Raw genomic sequence first — 18,009 nt, forward strand, 5'->3', positions numbered from 1 at the left:
GGAGAGCGACGCCGATGGACTGGGTCGACGAGCTCCGACGGCTGCGGGATGCTCGCGTGCCGGCGGTGCTCGTTACCCTCGCCGCGGTGCGGGGCCACGCGCCGCGCAACGGCGGCGCGAAGCTCGTCGTCTCACCCGACCGGCTCTTCGGCACCGTCGGCGGCGGCAATCTCGAGGAGACCGCCATCGCCACAGCCCGCGAGATGATCGACGCGGGCGAGAACGAGCCGCGACTGCTGACCCTCACCCTGAGCGACAAGGCCGCGACCGAGTACGGTGTGCAGTGCTGCGGGGGAGAGGTGACGATGCTGCTCGAGCCGGTGCGCGTTGTGCCCACGGTCGCGGTCTTCGGCGTCGGACACGTCGGGCTGGAGCTCGCCCGCGTGCTCGCCCGCCACGAGATCGGGCTATGGCTCGTCGATGGGCGGGCCGACATGGTGGCCGAGGAGCGCCTCGGAGTTCCGGGGCGCTCGGGGATCTTCGCCGACGCCGTGGCGACCGTGCACGTGCGTCACGCCCCGGTGCCCGAGACGGCGATCGCCGAGTTGCCGGCCGGGGCGCACGTGCTCATCATGACCCACGACCACGTCGAGGACCTGGCTCTCGTCGACCAGGCGCTCCGCAGGAGTGACGTCGCGTCGATCGGTCTCATCGGCTCGCGCGCGAAGTGGGCGCGGTTCGCGGCGAAGCTCCGTGACCTCGGGCACACCGACGATGACCTCGCGCGGGTGACCACGCCCATCGGGGTGCCCGAGGTGTCAGGCAAGGCGCCGGCCGTCATCGCGGTGAGCGTCGCGGCGCGGGTGCTTCAGCTGATCGACGACGCGGCGCGCGCGCCGCGCGCCTGAGAACGCGGTGGCGTCAGCCGCCGAGGACGACGTTCAGCGGGGCCTCGCCCCGCGACATCCGCTCGATCTGGCGGCGGACGAGCCGCGCGATGCGGGGGCGCATCGCGCTCGATGCGCCGCCGACGTGCGGCACGACGAGCACTCCCTCGGTCGACCAGAGCGGATGAGCCGGGGGCAGCGGCTCGGGATCGGTGACGTCGAGCGCCGCACGGATGCGGCCGCGACCCGCGTGGTCGACGAGCGCGTCGGTGTCGATGAGCGGCCCACGGCCGACGTTGACGACGAGGGCGCCGTCGGGGAGCGCGGCGAGGAAGCCGTCGTCGACGAGGTGGCGGGTCGCGTCGCCGCCGGGCAGCGACGCCATCACGATCTCGGCATACGGGAGGAGGTCGGGGAGCTCGTCAACGCCGTGGATCGTCACGCCGTCTTCCTCGCGGTGCCGTGATGCCACCCGCGTGAGCTCGACCTCGAAGCCCGCGAGTCGCGCTTCGATCGCCTTGCCGATGCCGCCGTAGCCCAGGAGCAGGACGCGGCGGTCAGCGAGACTCGCCGCTCGTTCCGGGGCCCAGCGGCCCTCGGCCTGAGCGTGCACGAAGGCGGGGATCTGCCGCTGCGCGGCCAGCGCGAGGGCTACGGCGAGCTCGGCGGTGGACGTCTCGTGCACACTGGAGGCGTTGGCGAAGGTGTATGTCGGCGGGAGAATATCCCCGATGCCGTCGTATCCGATCGACTGGCTCTGCACCAGGCGGGTCTCGACCTGGTCGAGAAGCGGCACCGCGTCGGCGAGCGACATGTACGGCGGCACGACGATGTCGATGCGGGATCTCGGCGGCGGACCGTCCATCGCCCACTGGATCACCTCGACCCCCTCGGGCAGGGGACCGAGGTCGTCGGCGAGCTGGGCGGTCGGAACGGACACGACGAGATTCGCACTCACCGCTCCCACGCTACCCGGCGCGGCGGGAGTAGGTTCGGCGGCAGGAGGCGGCCGAGCGTGCCGGGATGGATATGGTTCCCGAGATCAACTACTGGGCGGTTCTCATCGCCACGGCCTCGACGCTCGTCGTCGGCTCGGTGTTCTACGCGCCGAAGGTGTTCGGCACCCGCTGGGCGCGGCTGGCGAACGTCGACATGAACAGACCCGGCGCCACCGCGGTCATCCCGATCCTCGTCACGATCCTCGTGAGCTTCGTCACGGCGTGGGTCCTCGCCGGAGCGATCAACATCGCATGGCACTTCTACGGGGGCGGGTATCTCCTCGCGGCGCTCGGCACCGCCATCATCCTGTGGGCGGGGCTCACCGCTGCGCGGATCATCACGCACGACGCGTTCGAGGGGAGACCGTCGTCGCTGACGGTGCTCACGATCGGCCACGAGCTGGCGACCTTCGTCGTGATGGCGCTGATCATCGGGGTCTGGCCGCCCGCCGGGACGGTCTGACGCGCGCGGCGCGGCTCAGGCGGCGGCGACGAGCGACGCGATCGCCGAGGTGAAGAACCGGCGGCCGTCGACGCCCGAGCGCATGGCTAGCCGGGTGTCGGGGCCGAAGCCCTCTTCGACGGCGTGCTCGGGGTGCGGCATGAGCCCGACGACATTGCCGCGCTCGTTGCGCAGCCCCGCGATGTCGTTGAGCGACCCGTTGGGGTTGACACCCAGGTAGCGGAAGGCGACGAGACCCTCGCCCTCGATGCGCGCGAGGGTGTCGGCGTCGGCGATGTAGCCGCCGTCGGCGTTCTTCAACGGGATGACGATCTCTTCGCCGTCGGCGAAGTCGGCCGTCCAGGCGGTCGACGTACTCTCCACGCGCAGGCGCTGGTCGCGTCGGATGAACTGCTGGTGGGCGTTGCGGATGAGCCCGCCGGGAAGCAGGTGCGCCTCGACGAGCATCTGGAAGCCGTTGCAGATGCCGAGCACCGGCATCCCGCCCGCGGCCGCGTCCTTCACCTCGGCCATGATCGGCGCCAGGGCGGCGATCGCTCCGGCGCGCAGGTAGTCGCCGTAGCTGAACCCGCCGGGGAGGATGAGGGCGTCGACGCCCTCGAGGTCGTGCGAGCCGTGCCAGAGCGCCACGGGCTCGCCGCCGGCGAGCCGCACGGCGCGACGGGCGTCGACGTCGTCGAGACTCCCGGGGAAGGTGATGACGCCGATCCGGGCGGTCACTCCACGACCTCCACACCGACCACGTCTTCAATCACGTCGTTGGAGAGCACCTCGGCGGCGATGCGACGGGCGGTGGCCAGCACCTCGTCGTCGACCTCGCCCTCGACGGTGAGCTCGAATCGCTTCCCGATCCGCACACCCGAGAAGCGATCGACACCGAGCCGCGTGAGGGCGCCGGCGACGGCCTTCCCCTGCGGGTCGAGCAGCTCGGCCTTGGGCATGACGTCGACGACGATGGTGGGCACGCCCCCATCTTACGGCTCGCCCGTCCGCGCGCCGTCGTGACCTGATCGTTACATAACTTCTTGGGAGCGCTCTCTTGACTTTCGTGAGAGCGATCCCATAGCGTCATCCGCAATCCCGTGGGAGCGGTTCCACGGAAGCCACATCCCGCACCGTGTCGCCGACACAGCATCGTGCTTACCCATCCACAAAGGAGTGATCGTGACGTCATCCACCATGCGAAAAGCGGCCGTCGCAGCCGCGATCGCATCATCCACCGCCCTCGTTCTCGCGGGCTGCAGCTCCTCCGGCGGAGACGCCTCCGGTGGCGGAGCCTCTGGTGAGGACATCACCCTCACCATCACCACGTTCGGCACATTCGGCTACGACGACCTGTATGCCGAGTACGAGGAAGCCAACCCTGGCATCACCATCGACGCCACCAACATCGACACGGGCGGCAATGCCCGGACCGATGCGTTCACCAAGATCGCGGCCGGCTCGGGACTGTCCGACATCGTCGCGGTCGAGGAAGGATGGCTCGGTCAGGTGATGGGTGTCTCCGACCAGTTCAGCGACCTGCGCGACTACGGCATCGAAGACCGCAGGGACGATTGGGTCGAGTGGAAGTACGAGCAGGCCACCGACGCCGACGGACGCGTCATCGGCTACGGCACCGACATCGGTCCCGAGGGGATCTGCTACAACCGTCCCGCTTTCGAAGCGGCCGGCCTTCCCACCGAGCGTGAAGAGGTCGCCGCTCTCCTCGAGGGCGACTGGGAGAACTACTTCGAGGTCGGGCGTCAGTACAACGAAGCGACCGGCGGGGCTTGGTACGACCACTCCGGATTCGTCTGGAACGCCATGGTCAATCAGCTCCCCGAGGGGTACTACACCTCCGACGGAGAACTGAACGTCGAGGGCAACACCGAGCTGGAGGAGCGTTTCCAGCTGCTCGGCGCTGCGACCGAGGACGGCCTGTCGGCTGCCCAGAGCGCGTGGGACTGGAACGGCGGCACCTCCTTCGTCGATGGCACCTTCGCGACCTTCGTCTGCCCCGGCTGGATGCTGGGTGTGGTGGAGGGTCAGGTCGAGGCCGGCGGCGGAGACGCTGCCACCGGGTGGGACTTCGCTGATGTCTTCCCCGGCGGCGCAGCGAACTGGGGCGGCGCCTTCCTGACCGTGCCCACCACGTCGGAGCACCCGGAGGAAGCCGCCGCGCTGGCCGACTGGCTGACGCAGCCCGAACAGCAGGTCAAGCAGTTCGAGGCCGCCGGCACCTTCCCCTCGACCGTCGAGGCTCAGGAGACGCTGGCCGCCGAGGCCACCCCGAACGCGTTCTTCAACGACGCTCCGGTCGGATCGATCCTCGCTGAGCGTGCCCAGGGCGTCGTCGCTCAGTTCAAGGGTCCGGACGACTCGGTGATCCAGGAAAACGTCTTCGGCCCCGCGCTGACGGCGCTCGACCAGGGTGACACCGACACGCAGGGCGCCTGGCAGCAGGCGCTCGGGCTGCTGAACGAACTGGTCGATTGACCGCGACCGCATGACTCGGGGCCTCCGGGCGCATAGCCCGGAGGCCCCGAACCATCTCGCCGAGAGGAACCCCATGACCGCGACTCTGCCGTCCCCGACATCGGCATCGGCCGGTGCCGGCCGCGACGAGCCGGAGCGGATGCCACGTCGCATCCGCTCTCCCTTCCGGCAACGCCTCTCGAAGGCCGACCAGAAGGCCTCCCCGTACCTCTATATCGCGCCGTTCTTCCTGCTCTTCGGCGTCGTGGGCCTGTTCCCCCTCATCTACACCTTCAACGTCTCTCTCTACGACTGGGACCTGCTCCAGGGGCAGGGCGACTTCGTGGGGTTTGGCAACTTCGTCGAGATCCTGAACGACCGGATGTTCTGGAACTCGATCTTCAACACCCTGAGCATCTTCCTGCTCTCGGCGATCCCCCAGTTGACCATCGCGCTGGTCGTGGCCTACCTGCTCGATCGGGGCCTGCGCGCGCCGACGTTCTGGCGCATGAGCGTCCTGCTTCCCTTCGTCGTGACCCCGGTCGCCGTCGCCCTGATCTTCTCCAGCATCTTCAGCGACGCCGACGGCCTTGCCAACAACCTCCTGAATCTCGTCGGGATCGCCGACCAGGAGTGGAAACGCGACCGATTCCTCAGCCACCTCGCAATCGCGATCATGGTGAATTTCCGCTGGACCGGGTACAACGCCCTCATCCTCCTCGCCGCCATGCAGGCGGTGCCGCGTGACCTCTACGAATCCGCCGCCATCGACGGCGCGGGTCCGGTGCGACGCTTCTTCTCGATCACCATCCCGACGATCCGCCCCACGCTGATCTTCGTCATCATCACAGCCACGATCGGCGGGCTGCAGATCTTCGCCGAGCCACGCCTGTTCGATGTGTCCACCGCGGGCGGGATCGGCGGCAGCGATCGGCAGTTCCAGACCACCGTCCTGTTCCTCTGGGAGCTGGCGTTCTTCCGAACGAACCTGGGTGAGGCATCCGCCGTCGCCTGGCTGCTGTTCCTTCTGATCGTGCTGTTCGGCGTCCTGAACTTCCTGATCGCGCGACGCATCGCGACATCCGACTCCCGTTCCGACCGAAAAGCACGCCGTATCGCCCAGCGTCAGGCCCGAGCCCACGGAGGCGTCGAATGAGCATCAGCATCCCCGAGCCGCTTCCCGCGGTGCAGGTCGAGACCATCGACTCCGATCCACCGGAGCGACCCGGCAAGCGCCGACGCGGTCGCGAGACCGGCAACGCCGGGATCGGGAGCCGTCCGGGCTTCCTCACCTACGGACTGCTCGCCGCGTTCATCATCGGCAGCGTCTATCCGCTGTGGTGGTCGTTCGTGGTCGCGAGTGGCACGAATGCCACCCGAGGCGAGACCCTGCCGCTCATCCCCGGTGGCAACTTCCTCGCGAACGCCGCCCGTGTGCTCGACGCCATCCCGTTCTGGCTGGCGCTCGGCAACTCGATCGTCATCTCGGGCATCATCACGATCTCGGTCGTGACCTTCTCCACAATCGCCGGCTATGCCTTCGCCAAGCTGAAGTTCCGCGGCCGTAACGGGCTCATGCTGTTCGTCATCGCCACCATGGCGATCCCCACGCAGCTCGGCATCATCCCGCTGTTCATGGTGATGCGCGAGCTCGGCTGGACCGGCACCATCGGCGCCGTCATCGTGCCCACCCTCGTCACGGCGTTCGGGGTGTTCTTCATGCGTCAGTACCTCGTCGACGTCATCCCCGACGAGCTGATCGAGGCGGCGCGCGTCGACGGGGCGGGCCAGTTCCGCACGTTCCTCACCGTCGGAGTGCCCGCCGCTCGCCCGGCCATGGCGATCCTCGGGCTGTTCACCTTCATGACGGCCTGGACCGACTACCTGTGGCCGCTCATCGTGCTGAGCCCCTCCAACCCGACCCTCCAGACGGCCCTCAGCCAGCTACAGTCGGGCTACTACATCGACTACTCGATCGTGCTCGCGGGCGCCGTGATGGCGACGATTCCGCTCTTGATCCTCTTCGTGATCGCGGGTAAGCAGCTCATCAGCGGGATCATGGCGGGAGCAGTGAAAGGCTGACATGACCATCGACCTCACCGAGGATCCTCGCCTCGACGTCACGGGCCCACGCGCCTTCCCGCCCGGTTTCCTCTTCGGCGCTGCCACCGCGGCGTATCAGATCGAGGGTGCCGCGCACGAGGACGGACGACGCGACTCCATCTGGGACGCGTTCAGCCGTGTTCCCGGCGCTGTCATCAACGGCGACAACGGCGACGTGGCGTGCGACCACTACCACCGCTACCGCGACGACGTGGCGCTGATGAAGGAGATGGGCCTCCAGACCTATCGCTTCTCCACCTCCTGGTCACGCGTGCGACCGGACGGCGGGGCCGTGAACCCCGCCGGAGTCGACTTCTACCGCCGCCTCGCCGACGAGCTGCTCGACGCCGGCATCCTCCCCTGGCTGACGCTCTACCACTGGGACCTTCCGCAGGCGCTGCAGGAACGGGGCGGCTGGGCGAACCGCGACACGGCCGACCGCTTCACCGAGTACGCGCTCGACATGCACGACGCACTCGGCGACCGGGTCAACGTCTGGACCACGCTCAACGAGCCGTGGTGCGCGTCGTTCCTCAGCTATACGGCGGGGATCCACGCCCCGGGGCACTTCAGCATGAGCGAGGGCATGCTCGCCGCGCATCACCTGCTCCTCGGGCACGGACAGACCGTTCGGGAGCTCCGCGCGCGGGATGCGTCGCTGACCCTCGGCATCACCCTGAACCTCACGGTGGCCGATCCCGCTGATCCGACCGACCCGGCCGACGTCGACGCGGCACGTCGTATCGACGGGCAGTTCAACCGCTGGTTCCTCGACCCCCTCTTCCGGGGCCGGTATCCGGCCGACATCCTCTCGGACTTCGAGAAGCGGGATGCCGCCGCCGTCGCCGTCCTCGAGGCGGCGGTGCGCCCCGGCGACCTCGACGCGATCAGCACGCCCATCGACACCCTGGGCGTGAACTACTACCACGGCGAGCTCGTCGGAGGTACGCCGCCGGTCGTCCCGCCGCCGCGCGGCGACGCCCCGACCGACCGCGAGACCGGTTCGCCGTTCCCGGCATCCGATGGGATCTTCTGGCACGATCGCGGGCTCGCCCGCACCGCGATGAACTGGGAGGTGCAGCCCGACGGGCTGACGCGTCTGCTGCGCCGCACGTGGGACGAGTACGCCCAGCCGGCCGGGGTCGCACTGTTCGTCACCGAGAACGGCGCCGCCTACGACGACGAGGTCATCGTCGTCGACGGTGAGACGCGCGTTCCGGATGCCGAGCGGTCGGCGTTCCTCCGCGCGCACCTCGGCGCGGTCCTGGACGCCGTCGAGGCCGGTGTCGACGTCCGCGGCTACTTCTACTGGTCGTTGCTCGACAACTACGAGTGGGCGTGGGGCTACGAGAAGCGTTTCGGCATCGTCCGGGTCGACTACGACACCCAGGTGCGCACGGTGAAGGACTCCGGCCGAGAGTACCGCCGTATCATCGCAGCACGAGAGCTCGACGACATCCACCCGGAGGTCTCGTCGTAGCGTCGACCGCGAGGCGGGTGCCCCGCGGGCAAGGAGGCATCCCATGAGCGTCACACCGGCGATCAGCACCGACACCGCACGGGCTGCCGCAACCATCGAGGAGGTCGCCGCGGCGGCCGGAGTCTCGCGCTCCACCGTGTCACGCGTGGTCAACGGCTCGACGGCGGTGAGCCCGACGGCTCTCGAGGCGGTGCGGCGCGCCATCGCCCAGTTGAACTACGTGCCCAATCGCGCCGCCCGCTCGCTGGCCAGCCGTCAGACCCACGCGGTCGCTCTCATCGTCCCCGAGGACACGACCCGCTTCTTCGGCGATCCCTTCTTCGCGGCGATCGTGTCGGGCATCAATCGCCGTCTGAGTCGTTCCGACTACGTGCTGAACCTCTTCATCGCCAGCGACGATCCGGGCGACAAGACCACGAGCTACCTGCGGAGCGGGTCGGTCGACGGCGCTGTGGTGGTGTCGCATCACACGAGCGATACGTTCCTCGATCGGATCGCCAGCTCTCTGCCGGTCGTGTACGGCGGCCGACCGCCCCGGCTCGGCCCGCTGGACTACTACGTCGACGTCGACAACCTGCAGGGGGGGAAGGATGCCGCGGCGCACCTGATCGGGAAAGATCGGCGCCGGATCGCGACCATCACGGGGTCTCTGACGATGGCTGCGGGTCTGGATCGGCTTGCGGGGTTCCGGCAGGCGCTGGCTGAGGCGGGGCTCAGCGAGGCCGCGGTCGAGGACGGCGACTTCACGACCGACGGTGGGATGCGTGCGATGGAGCGGATCATCGACAGCGGGGTGCCGTTCGACGGGCTGTTCATCGCCAGCGACCTCATGGCTCAGGGCGCCGTCGAGGTACTGCGTCGCACCGGACGCCGCGTTCCCGACGACGTCGCCGTGGTCGGGTTCGACGACTCGCCCATCGCGGTGGCCGTGCAGCCTGCCTTGACGACGATGCGGCAGCCCTCGCTCCAGCAGGGCGAGCAGATGGCGGGCGTCCTCCTCGACCTGCTGGCCGGGAGGAACCCGCCGCACGCGACGATCCTCGGCACCGAACTGGTGGTGCGCGACTCGACCTGAACGGCGGGTCTCATACCTCGGGTTCCGACCGCTCCTCTCGGTTTGCCAGGGCGAGCGGTTTCCGGAATGCTGTACGGGCGCCGGTATACCGGCGTGCTGACGGAGGGAGTGATGTGAACGATTTCCGCACCACCGCACCGCCCTCCGTGGCGATGCAGCTGACCGGTCTGCACAAGCGCTTCGGCGAAAAGGTCGCCGTCGAGGGGCTCTCCCTCACTGTGCCGACGGGGTCGTTCTACGGCCTGGTCGGACCCAACGGCGCCGGCAAGACCACGACGCTGTCGATGGCGACCGGGCTCCTTCAGCCCGATGCCGGGCAGGCCTTCATCCACGGGGTCGACGTCTGGCGGAATCCGGTTGAAGCCAAGCGCATGCTCGGAAATCTCGCGGACGGCGTCAAGCTCTTCGACCGCCTCACCGGCGAGCAGCTGGTGACCTACACCGGCATGCTCTTCGGTCTGCCGCATGACGAGATCGCGCGGCGCACGGCCGACCTGCTGTCGCTCCTCGACATGACCGAGGCCGCCGGGGTGCTCGTGGTCGACTACTCGGCGGGCATGACGAAGAAGATCGCCCTGGCCTGCGCGCTCGTCCACGCGCCGCGCGTGCTCGTCCTCGACGAGCCGTTCGAATCGGTCGATCCGGTGTCGGCGGCGAACATCCAGGACATCCTCACCGGGTACGTCGCCACCGGCGGCACCGTCATCGTCTCGAGCCATTCGATGGATCTCGTCCAGCGCATGTGCGACCACGTGGCCGTCGTCGCGGGCGGTCGCCTCCTCGTCGCGGGCACGGTCGACGACGTGCGGGCGGGGCAGTCGCTGCAGGACCGCTTCGTCGACCTGGTCGGTGGCCGCCGCCACGGGGAGGGGCCGGAATGGTTGCGACACTCCTGAGGCTGCGCTTCCGGGTGCTGGGCAACCAGCTCGCGCGGAGCCCCTGGCAGCTCGTCGGGTTCCTCTTCGGCTGCGTCTACGGGCTCGGGATGCTGGGGGGCGTCGTCATCGGTCTCGTGCTGCTCGGCTCGGCTCCGCTCGATCTCGCCTCGGCCGTCGTCGTGGGAGTCGGCGCCCTGGTCACGCTGGGATGGGTGCTCGGCCCGATCCTCGTCGCCGGGGTCGACACCACGCTCGAGCCCGACCGGCTGGTCACGTTCCCGATGACGGTGGACCGGATGATGGTCGCGCTCACCCTCGCGGGGGTGTGCGGCATCCCGGGCATCGTGACCTCCCTGGCCACCCTGGCCACCGTCGCCACCTGGGTGCGGACCCCCGCGTCGCTCGCGGCCTGGGTCGTCGCCGCACCGCTTTCGATCCTCACCGCGGTCATCGCGTCGCGCACCATGGCGGCGCTCGCGGTGGGGCTCAGCGGCGGCCGGCGGTTCCGCGAGATCGCGGGGGTGCTGATCTTCATCCCGCTCGTGCTCGCCGGCCCGATCATCATCGCCGTCACCACGGGCCTGGCGTTGAACATCGACACGGTCTCGGTCGCGGTCGAGGTCGTCTCGTGGACGCCGCTCGGTGCGGCCTGGGCGATCCCGGCCGCTGCCGCGGCCGGTGATTTCCTCCCCGGTCTGGTCAAGTTCCTCATCGCCGTGGGCACCGTCGTGATCCTGTGGGTGCTGTGGCGTCGAGCGCTCGGCGACGCCCTGGTGAGACCGCGCAACGCCGGCGGCGCGGCGGCCAAGCCCGGCGCGCTGGGATGGTTCGGGCGGGTGCCGACGGGGGGCTTCGGTGCGATCTATGCGCGGTCGTTGACCTACTGGCTGCGCGACCCCCGATACCTGCGTCAGCTCATCGTCGTGCCGCTCGTGCCGATCATCCTGTGGTTCTACGCCCGCGGCGGCGACGCGCTCGGCGCGGTCAGCTGGAGCGGCCTGCTCATCGCGCTGGTGATCGGCATCGTGATCTACGCCGACATCTCCTACGACGGCACCGCCTTCGGCACGCAGCTGGCGACCGGTGTTTCGGGGCGCGCCGACCGGTACGGCCGCACCCTCGCCGCCGCGACGCTCGCGCTGCCGTTGACCCTCGCCGGCACCATCCTGCCCTTCGTGTTCTCGGGCGAGTGGACGCAGGCGCCCGCCGTCCTGGGGGCGAGCCTCGGCGTGCTCGGCATCTCGTACGGCGTCTGCGCCATCACCTCCGCGCAGTTCGTCGTGCCCGTCGCCGCACCGGGCGACAACCCTTTCAAGCGGGTGCCGGGGGTGACCTTCGTGCAGGGACTGGCCTTCATGGGCATCTGGCTCGTGGCCATCGTGCTGTCGGCCCCGTCGGTGGTGACGGCGCTCATCGCGTTCTTCACGGGCAATGCGGTGCTGGGGCTCGTCGCCGGCCTCATCGGACTGGTGATGGGCGCGGTCGTCTTCGCCGCCGGGATGATCGTCGGCGGGCGCACCCTCGACCGCACCGGACCGGTGCTGCTGTCGCGGCTGAAGGCGATGCGCAACGCGTGAGTCGCGCCGGCGGCCGCGCTCAGGCGGTGAGGCGGTCGATCAGCTCGCGGTAGCGGGCGGCGGTGCGTTCGACGATCTCAGTGGGGAGCTCGGGCGGGGTGCCGGTGCGGTCCCAGTTCGCGGCGAGCCAGTCGCGCACGATCTGCTTGTCGAAGCTCGCCATGCGCTCCGCGGGCGTGGTGCCGCTCGCCCAGGCGCCGGCGTCCCAGTAGCGCGACGAGTCGCTCGTGAGCACCTCATCCGCCAGGCGCAGCACGCCCTCGTCGTCGACGCCGAACTCGAACTTGGTGTCGGCGAGGATGAGACCGCGCTCCTCGGCGATGTCCGCCGCGCGGCGGTAGATGTCGAGCGATGCGTCGCGAAGCCCCTCGGCGCGGGTGCGCCCGACGAGGTCGACGGTGCGGTCGAACGAGATGTTCTCGTCGTGCTCGCCGAGCGGTGCCTTGTACGCGGGGGTGAAGAGGGGCTCGGGCAGGCGGTCGCCGTTTCGGAGGCCGGTGGGGAGGGGGATGTCGCAGACGGTGCCCTGCTGCTGGTACTCCGCCCAGCCCGACCCCGCGAGGTAGCCGCGGACGACGCACTCCACCGGCAGCATGTCAAGACGCCGCGTGAGCATCGTCCGCGCGCGCACCGCATCGGGGATCTCGCCGTCGAGCAGGTGGTTCGGAACGCCCAGCTGATCGAACCACCACAGGCTCAGCCGCGTGAGCAGCTCGCCCTTGCCGGGGATGCCGGGGGAGAGCACGTGATCGAAGGCGCTCACCCGATCGCTGGCGACCACCAGCATCCGGTCTTCCGGCCCCTCGGCGGGGAGGTACAGGTCGCGCACCTTGCCGGAGTAGACGTGCCGCCAGCCGGGAAGCTCTGAGGGGAGGGTCACCCGCCCATTATCCCGACGTCCGCCACGGGCGCCCGCCCGGGTCGTTGCGGTGGGGTGCGTTTCGTCTCGAAGCGCTCGCTCAACGCCCGTTGCGGCGCCGAGACCCACCTTCGCGGTCGAGACGCCACGCGGCGCGGTGGGTTTCGGCCGGGGAATGGTGTCTCGGTGAGTCCGGTCGTTGAGCGAGGAGCGGAGCGACGAGTCGAAACGCGCCGCGCGGGCGGAGGGCGTTTCGTTTTGCTGCGCTCGCTCAACGACCGTTGCGGTGCCGAGACCGCGCACGCCGCGGGGTTAGGGGGTGATGCGGTCGACGTAGGTGAACGCCTCGTCGACCGCGGCCGGCCACAGCGCGGCATCCGTCTGCTCGAAGAAGAGCCACTCCTTCATCTCGCGCTCGCGCATCACCATGCGGCGCGCGGGTGTCGTCGCGACCAACTCGCTCGCGCGCTCGGCCGGCACCTTCACGACGAGCTGCCCGTCGAAGCTGAGGAACGCGAAGATCTTGCCGCGGATGCGCAGTCCCTCCGATCCGAAGATCGGTCCGATGTCGACTCCGTCGTGGGCGAGGTGCCGCTCCGCGATCGGGTCGAACAGATCGTGGCCGCGCCGCTTGGCCGCCGCGCGCTCGGTCTCACTCATAGACGCACCGTAGTGACATGCGGCGGAGGCGTCGAGGAAGGAGCGGAGCGACGAGTCGAAACGGGTGGGGGGCGTTTCGTCTCGCTGCGCTCGCTCAACGACCGGGGGCTGCGCTCGCTCAACGACCGGGGGCCAAGCTCGCCCGACGACCGCCGCGGTCAGGCCTGTGCGGCGATGTCGGTGCGGAACTGCCCGCCCTCGAGCGCGATGCGGCTCATCGCGTCGTAGGCGCGGTCGCGCGCCTCGGCGAAGGTGGGCGCGACGGCGACGACGTTCAGCACCCGGCCGCCGGTGGCCACGAGGTCGTCACCGTCGTCACCGTCGGCGCGGGTCGCGGCATGGGCGAGGTGCACTCCCGCGACGCCCGCCGCGGCATCCGTCCCCTCGATCGTCCGGCCGGTGATCGGTCGCTCGGGGTACCCCTCGCTCGCGAGCACCACGGTGACGGCCTTGTCGTCGGTGAACCGGGGGCGCGAGACGCCCTCCAGCCGTCCCGAGGCGGCGGCGAGCAGCAGCTCCGACAGGGGGTCGGCCAGCCGGGGCAGCACGACCTGCGTCTCGGGGTCGCCGAATCGCGCGTTGAACTCGATGACCTTCACGCCGCTGTCGGTGACGATGAGGCCGGCGTAGAGCAGTCCGATGAACGGGGTGCCCTCGGCATCCAGCTGCCGGATGACGGGGGCGGCGACCTCTCTCGTCACGAGGTCGACGAACGCGTCTTCGGTGCCGAAGCGCTCGGCGAGCCATGGCAGCGGCGAGTACGCGCCCATGCCCCCGGTGTTCGGGCCGGCGTCGCCGTCGGCGAGGCGCTTGAAGTCCTGGGCGGGGCTGAGGGGCAGCACTCTGTCGCCGTCGCTGAGGAAGAACAGCGAGACCTCGGGCCCGGCGAGGAACTCCTCGATCAGCACCGGGCCTGTCGGCAGGTACGTCTCGGCGTGGGCGAGCGCGGCGGCGCGGTCATCGGTGACGATGACGCCCTTCCCGGCGGCGAGGCCGTCGGCCTTCACGACGTGCGGGGCGCCGAAGGTGTCGAGGGCGGCGGACACCTCGTCGAGGGTGCGGGCGCGCGTGGCGCGTCCGGTCGGGACGCCGGCTGCCTCCATGATCCGCTTCGCGAAGGCCTTCGACCCCTCGAGCCGCGCCGCGGCGCGACCCGGCCCGAAGGCGGGGATGCCGCGCTCGCGCACCGCGTCGGCGACCCCGGCGACCAGGGGTGCCTCGGGGCCGATCACGACGAGATCGATGTTCTCGGCCAGCGCGAACCCGATCACCGCGGCGGGGCTGTCGGGGTCGAGGTCGACGATGGTCGCGTCGCGCGCGATGCCGGCGTTGCCGGGGGCGGCGAAGATCTCGTGCCGCTCCTCCTCGCTACCGAGGGCCAGGACGATGGCATGCTCGCGGGCTCCCGCGCCGAGGACCAGGATTCTCACCCGGCCAGCCTAGCGAGGGGGCCGTGACGCCGCGGAGGGCTGCGCCGGTGGGCGTCCGGCGTACGGTGGAGGGATGCCGCGGAAGATCACGACCGACGAGGGCCGCGCCGCCCTCGACGCGGCGAGCCTGCCGGGGGCGCCGCGTCCGGCCCAGGCCACGGCGGTGCGGTACCTGCTGCAGCTTCTCGCCGAGAAGGCGCCGGGTCACTCGGTCGAGGTGCGCGTGCCGCCCTTCGGTGCGGTGCAGGTCATCGAGGGTCCCCGCCACACCCGCGGCACTCCGCCGAACGTGGTGGAGATGGGTGCCGCGACGTGGATCGCCCTCGCCACCGGCGCCGAGCAGTGGGCCGATGCCGCGGCGGCCGGGCGCATCCAGGCATCCGGAGTCCGCGCCGACATCAGCGCGCTCCTGCCGCTGCGGCCCTGACCGCCCGGCCCCCGCTCGCTTCCGGCCGTCTCGCACCGCGACCCTCCCGCACCCCCGCGGCCGTTCCACCCCGCGGCCCCTCCACCCCCGGGCCGGTGCCACAATGAGGGCATGGCGCGCGGCCGCGCCGGCCGCGACGGCTGGCCCTCGAACCCCGACGACGAACACGTCGTCGATGAGGAGCGGATTCCGGCCGTCGTCCATCGCTCGCCGCGCTACGGCCGCTTCCTCGTCATCGGCGTGCTGTCGGGTGTTGGGCTGGCCCTTCTCTACGTCTTCGTGGGCAACCCGGGCGGGCCGGCCGCCGACAGTCTCGGGGGCGCATTCCGTGTCGCCGGAGTGCTGAGCGTCGTCTTCGCCGGCCTCGGTCTGCTCGTCTCCGCGCTCGTGGTGCTTGTCGTCGACGCCGTCATCAGCAGGCGCCGGCGGATGCTGCAGGCGCAGCGCGACACCACGCTCGTCGACGACCTCCGCCGCCCCGTCTCCGATGATCCGCCGCCGTGGCGTCCCGCCGACCCCGACCCGAAGAAGCGGCCACGCTGAGCGCACCCCTGCTGAACCAGCCGCCCCGCCGCAACCCGACGCCGCCCGAACGGGGGAGTGGGAGAATAGGGAGCATGGCAGATGAGCCGCGTCGCCCCGACCTCCGTCCCCCCGCCCGGGACGAGCTCGAGACGGTGACGGTGCGCCGATCGCCGAAGTACTCCGCCTTCCTGCTCGCGGGCGCCGCCCTCGGCATCCTCACCGCCCTCATCCTCACCTTCGGATTCAACGGCTCCGCCCAGGTGAGCGAGAACACGGGCCTGGAGTACTCCAGCGGTCAGGTGTTCGGATTCCTGCTGCTGATCTTCATCCCCGTCGGGCTGGCGGTGATGGGCGGGATCGCCCTCATCCTCGACCGCACCTCGGGGCGGCGGACACGCCAGGTGCGCGTGGACCACAGCCTCACCCGCGAGGACTGATCCTCACGCCAGCTCGGCGATGATCGGGTGGATCGCGGTGTCGAACGCCGCGATGTCGCCGCGAAGCCCGTCGGTGACGGCGATCGTGAGAGACCCGATCCACCACACCCCCCGCTGGGCGAGCGGCAGCACCTGCACGTTCAGCTCGAACGAGTGCGCCCGGCGACCGACCTGGCGCTCGTGCTCGGCGATCGCGCTGGCGTACGCGCGGTAGGCGCTGTGCGACCCGGCGTCGCGGCTGTAGCGGCTGTGCGCGTCTTCGGCGTAGGCGACGGCGTCGTCGGCGTGCGGTTGGATCGCGTCACGCAGCTCGTCCATCCCCTCCGTGGGCAGGGCGACGTACACACCGAAGCCGTCCACGAGATCGAGCGGCACCGGCGACGGGTGGGCCTGCGGTTCGACCGTGAGCGCCCAGAACTCCCGCCACTGCCGCTCCAGCAGCGCCTGCGAGCGTTCGCTGCGACCGCTGATGCGGGGAGGGATGCCGCGCAGCGGCGGCAGCTCGTCGGGCGAGCGGATGCCCAGGGCCTGCCGCACGTAGAGGGCGATCAGCACCGGCCGACCCGCGTCCTCGCGGATCAGCCACTCCGGACCGCCGGTACCGCCCATGTCGCCAGTGTAGGGGCCGCTGTTTCGGCGCGGGTAGGCTGAGCGGGTGGACCGCATCACTGGCGACACTTCCCCCTCTTCTCCCGAGAATCCCTACGCAGCCGCCGGCGTCGACACCGCCGCGGGCGACCTGGCGGTGGAGCTGATGAAGGGCGCCGTCGCGCGCACGCACGGCCCCGAGGTGCAGGGCGGGGTCGGCGGTTTCGCCGGACTTTTCGACGCCTCCGCGCTGCGCGGCTACGAGCGGCCGCTGCTGGCGACGAGCACCGACGGCGTGGGGACGAAGGTCGCGATCGCGCAGGCGATCGACAAGCACGACACCATCGGCCTCGACCTCGTCGGGATGGTCATCGACGACATCGCCGTGGTCGGCGCGCGACCGCTGTTCATGACCGACTACATCGCCTGCGGCAAGGTCGTCCCGTCCCGCATCGCCGACATCGTCGCCGGCATCGCCCGCGGCTGCAGCGAGACCGGCGCCGCGCTGGTGGGCGGCGAGACCGCCGAGCACCCGGGGCTCCTCGGCCCGAACGACTACGACGTCGCCGGTGCCGCGACCGGTGTCGTCGAGGCATCCGCCGTCCTCGGTCCCGAGCGCGTGCGCCCGGGCGATGTCGTCCTCGCGCTGGCATCGAGCGGACCGCACTCGAACGGGTACTCGCTCATCCGTCACATCGTCGCCGGCGCCGGGATCGGCTACGGCGACAACGCCGCCGATTTCGGGATGACCTGGGGTGAGGCCCTGCTCGAGCCGACCCGGCTCTACACCCGGCCGCTCCTCGACCTCGTCGACGAGGTCGGCGACGGCGTGCACGCCCTCAGCCACGTCACCGGCGGCGGCCTCGCCGCCAACCTCGCCCGCGTGCTGCCGCGCGGGAGCTGGGTCGAGGTCGACCGCTCGACGTGGGAGCCCCCCGCGGTGTTCCGGGTGCTCGCCGAGCTCGGCGACCTCTCGCTCACCACCACTGAGGGCACCTGGAACCTCGGCATCGGATTCTTCGCCGTCGTCGCCCCCGAGAGAGCGGATGCCGCGACCGCGGCGCTCGCGCGCACCGGCATCGCGACCTGGCAGGTCGGCGTCGTCGGCGACGGGCCCCGCCCGGACGGCGAGTTCGAGCAGGGCGCGAAGGGCGTCGACGGGGGCGCCGTGCGCCTGGTCGGCTCGTACGGCGGCATCCCCCGGATCGGAGCGAAGTAACCCCCC

General features: G+C 70.5%; 20 protein-coding genes. 13 read left to right on the forward strand and 7 right to left on the reverse strand.

Features of this window, described 5'->3' with window-relative positions; all coding sequences use genetic code 11:
• Positions 1-14 precede the first annotated feature (14 nt).
• Complete coding sequence (gene xdhC / locus T9R20_RS00900; RefSeq protein ID WP_322410693.1) at positions 15-848, forward strand: xanthine dehydrogenase accessory protein XdhC; 834 nt, start codon at positions 15-17, stop codon at positions 846-848.
• A gap of 13 nt (positions 849-861) precedes the next feature.
• Here the strand turns inward: xdhC and T9R20_RS00905 are convergent, their stop codons facing one another.
• Positions 862-1,785 carry a 2-hydroxyacid dehydrogenase gene (locus T9R20_RS00905; RefSeq protein WP_322410694.1) on the reverse strand — a complete coding sequence of 308 codons (924 nt, stop codon included), beginning with the start codon at positions 1,783-1,785 and terminating at the stop codon, positions 862-864.
• A gap of 71 nt (positions 1,786-1,856) precedes the next feature.
• Here T9R20_RS00905 and T9R20_RS00910 point away from each other — a divergent pair, with 71 nt between their 5' ends.
• On the forward strand, positions 1,857-2,288 hold the full coding sequence (locus T9R20_RS00910; protein ID WP_322412214.1) for a DUF1761 domain-containing protein: 432 nt from the start codon (positions 1,857-1,859) through the stop codon (positions 2,286-2,288).
• A 15-nt stretch (positions 2,289-2,303) separates the two neighbouring features.
• On the opposite strand, the gene purQ is transcribed toward T9R20_RS00910, so the two are convergent.
• On the reverse strand, positions 2,304-3,008 hold the full coding sequence (gene purQ / locus T9R20_RS00915; RefSeq protein WP_322410695.1) for a phosphoribosylformylglycinamidine synthase subunit PurQ: 705 nt from the start codon (positions 3,006-3,008) through the stop codon (positions 2,304-2,306).
• The gene (gene purS / locus T9R20_RS00920) at positions 3,005-3,253 is read right to left on the reverse strand and encodes a phosphoribosylformylglycinamidine synthase subunit PurS (RefSeq protein WP_322410696.1); all 249 of its coding nucleotides are present in this window, start codon (positions 3,251-3,253) and stop codon (positions 3,005-3,007) included. Before purS ends, purQ begins: the two co-directional genes overlap by 4 nt.
• Positions 3,254-3,467: 214 nt before the next feature.
• Between purS and T9R20_RS00925 the strand changes: the two genes are divergently transcribed.
• From T9R20_RS00925 to T9R20_RS00955, 7 genes are all read left to right on the forward strand, one after another.
• A complete protein-coding gene (locus T9R20_RS00925; RefSeq protein WP_322412215.1) occupies positions 3,468-4,766 on the forward strand; it encodes an ABC transporter substrate-binding protein in 1,299 nt (432 codons plus the stop codon).
• A gap of 73 nt (positions 4,767-4,839) precedes the next feature.
• Complete coding sequence (locus T9R20_RS00930; protein WP_416182922.1) at positions 4,840-5,901, forward strand: carbohydrate ABC transporter permease; 1,062 nt, start codon at positions 4,840-4,842, stop codon at positions 5,899-5,901.
• Complete coding sequence (locus T9R20_RS00935; protein WP_322410697.1) at positions 5,898-6,827, forward strand: carbohydrate ABC transporter permease; 930 nt, start codon at positions 5,898-5,900, stop codon at positions 6,825-6,827. The genes T9R20_RS00930 and T9R20_RS00935 overlap by 4 nt, the downstream gene beginning before the upstream one ends.
• A gap of 1 nt (position 6,828) precedes the next feature.
• Entirely contained in the window at positions 6,829-8,328 is a 1,500-nt protein-coding gene (locus tag T9R20_RS00940; protein WP_322410698.1) for a GH1 family beta-glucosidase, read from the forward strand.
• A 43-nt stretch (positions 8,329-8,371) separates the two neighbouring features.
• Positions 8,372-9,403, forward strand: a complete 1,032-nt coding sequence (locus tag T9R20_RS00945; RefSeq protein WP_322410699.1) for a LacI family DNA-binding transcriptional regulator — start codon at positions 8,372-8,374, stop codon at positions 9,401-9,403.
• Positions 9,404-9,555: 152 nt separating this feature from the next.
• Complete coding sequence (locus T9R20_RS00950; protein ID WP_322412217.1) at positions 9,556-10,299, forward strand: ABC transporter ATP-binding protein; 744 nt, start codon at positions 9,556-9,558, stop codon at positions 10,297-10,299.
• The gene (locus T9R20_RS00955) at positions 10,281-11,858 is read left to right on the forward strand and encodes a hypothetical protein (RefSeq protein ID WP_322410700.1); all 1,578 of its coding nucleotides are present in this window, start codon (positions 10,281-10,283) and stop codon (positions 11,856-11,858) included. The genes T9R20_RS00950 and T9R20_RS00955 overlap by 19 nt, the downstream gene beginning before the upstream one ends.
• Positions 11,859-11,877: 19 nt before the next feature.
• Here T9R20_RS00955 and T9R20_RS00960 read toward each other — a convergent pair whose 3' ends face one another.
• The 3 genes from T9R20_RS00960 to purD form a co-directional block, all read right to left on the reverse strand.
• Complete coding sequence (locus T9R20_RS00960) at positions 11,878-12,738, reverse strand: phosphoribosylaminoimidazolesuccinocarboxamide synthase (RefSeq protein WP_322410701.1); 861 nt, start codon at positions 12,736-12,738, stop codon at positions 11,878-11,880.
• A gap of 291 nt (positions 12,739-13,029) precedes the next feature.
• Positions 13,030-13,377, reverse strand: a complete 348-nt coding sequence (locus T9R20_RS00965) for a hypothetical protein (RefSeq protein ID WP_322410702.1) — start codon at positions 13,375-13,377, stop codon at positions 13,030-13,032.
• Positions 13,378-13,535: 158 nt separating this feature from the next.
• Positions 13,536-14,807 carry a phosphoribosylamine--glycine ligase gene (purD, locus tag T9R20_RS00970; RefSeq protein WP_322410703.1) on the reverse strand — a complete coding sequence of 424 codons (1,272 nt, stop codon included), beginning with the start codon at positions 14,805-14,807 and terminating at the stop codon, positions 13,536-13,538.
• 73 nt (positions 14,808-14,880) lie between these two features.
• Between purD and T9R20_RS00975 the strand changes: the two genes are divergently transcribed.
• The 3 genes from T9R20_RS00975 (at position 14,881) to T9R20_RS00985 (ending at position 16,196) form a co-directional block, all read left to right on the forward strand.
• Positions 14,881-15,234: a sterol carrier family protein gene (locus T9R20_RS00975; protein ID WP_322410704.1), complete on the forward strand. Its 354-nt coding sequence runs from the start codon at positions 14,881-14,883 to the stop codon at positions 15,232-15,234.
• Positions 15,235-15,345: 111 nt separating this feature from the next.
• A complete protein-coding gene (locus T9R20_RS00980; protein WP_322410705.1) occupies positions 15,346-15,777 on the forward strand; it encodes a hypothetical protein in 432 nt (143 codons plus the stop codon).
• Positions 15,778-15,851: 74 nt separating this feature from the next.
• A complete protein-coding gene (locus T9R20_RS00985) occupies positions 15,852-16,196 on the forward strand; it encodes a potassium transporter Trk (protein ID WP_322410706.1) in 345 nt (114 codons plus the stop codon).
• A 3-nt stretch (positions 16,197-16,199) separates the two neighbouring features.
• Here the strand turns inward: T9R20_RS00985 and T9R20_RS00990 are convergent, their stop codons facing one another.
• Positions 16,200-16,805 carry a zinc-binding alcohol dehydrogenase gene (locus tag T9R20_RS00990; RefSeq protein WP_322410707.1) on the reverse strand — a complete coding sequence of 202 codons (606 nt, stop codon included), beginning with the start codon at positions 16,803-16,805 and terminating at the stop codon, positions 16,200-16,202.
• A 46-nt stretch (positions 16,806-16,851) separates the two neighbouring features.
• Between T9R20_RS00990 and purM the strand changes: the two genes are divergently transcribed.
• On the forward strand, positions 16,852-18,003 hold the full coding sequence (gene purM / locus T9R20_RS00995; protein WP_322410708.1) for a phosphoribosylformylglycinamidine cyclo-ligase: 1,152 nt from the start codon (positions 16,852-16,854) through the stop codon (positions 18,001-18,003).
• The last annotated feature ends 6 nt before the right edge of the window (positions 18,004-18,009 follow it).

It is taken from the genome of Microbacterium invictum, from assembly GCF_034421375.1.
GTDB classification, from domain to species: Bacteria; Actinomycetota; Actinomycetes; order Actinomycetales; family Microbacteriaceae; genus Microbacterium; species Microbacterium invictum_A.

What these genes read in the sequence shown, in the direction of transcription:
- T9R20_RS00945 (WP_322410699.1), top strand. Translation starts at nt 8,372, where the DNA reads ATGAGCGTCACACCGGCGATCAGCACCGACACCGCACGGGCTGCCGCA.
- T9R20_RS00930 (WP_416182922.1), top strand. Translation starts at nt 4,840, where the DNA reads ATGACCGCGACTCTGCCGTCCCCGACATCGGCATCGGCCGGTGCCGGC.
- T9R20_RS00940 (WP_322410698.1), top strand. Translation starts at nt 6,829, where the DNA reads ATGACCATCGACCTCACCGAGGATCCTCGCCTCGACGTCACGGGCCCA.
- T9R20_RS00965 (WP_322410702.1), bottom strand. Translation starts at nt 13,377, where the DNA reads ATGAGTGAGACCGAGCGCGCGGCGGCCAAGCGGCGCGGCCACGATCTG.
- T9R20_RS00955 (WP_322410700.1), top strand. Translation starts at nt 10,281, where the DNA reads ATGGTTGCGACACTCCTGAGGCTGCGCTTCCGGGTGCTGGGCAACCAG.
- T9R20_RS00950 (WP_322412217.1), top strand. Translation starts at nt 9,556, where the DNA reads ATGCAGCTGACCGGTCTGCACAAGCGCTTCGGCGAAAAGGTCGCCGTC.
- T9R20_RS00975 (WP_322410704.1), top strand. Translation starts at nt 14,881, where the DNA reads ATGCCGCGGAAGATCACGACCGACGAGGGCCGCGCCGCCCTCGACGCG.
- T9R20_RS00985 (WP_322410706.1), top strand. Translation starts at nt 15,852, where the DNA reads ATGGCAGATGAGCCGCGTCGCCCCGACCTCCGTCCCCCCGCCCGGGAC.
- xdhC (WP_322410693.1), top strand. Translation starts at nt 15, where the DNA reads ATGGACTGGGTCGACGAGCTCCGACGGCTGCGGGATGCTCGCGTGCCG.
- T9R20_RS00980 (WP_322410705.1), top strand. Translation starts at nt 15,346, where the DNA reads ATGGCGCGCGGCCGCGCCGGCCGCGACGGCTGGCCCTCGAACCCCGAC.
- T9R20_RS00935 (WP_322410697.1), top strand. Translation starts at nt 5,898, where the DNA reads ATGAGCATCAGCATCCCCGAGCCGCTTCCCGCGGTGCAGGTCGAGACC.
- T9R20_RS00990 (WP_322410707.1), bottom strand. Translation starts at nt 16,805, where the DNA reads ATGGGCGGTACCGGCGGTCCGGAGTGGCTGATCCGCGAGGACGCGGGT.
- T9R20_RS00910 (WP_322412214.1), top strand. Translation starts at nt 1,857, where the DNA reads ATGGTTCCCGAGATCAACTACTGGGCGGTTCTCATCGCCACGGCCTCG.
- T9R20_RS00925 (WP_322412215.1), top strand. Translation starts at nt 3,468, where the DNA reads ATGCGAAAAGCGGCCGTCGCAGCCGCGATCGCATCATCCACCGCCCTC.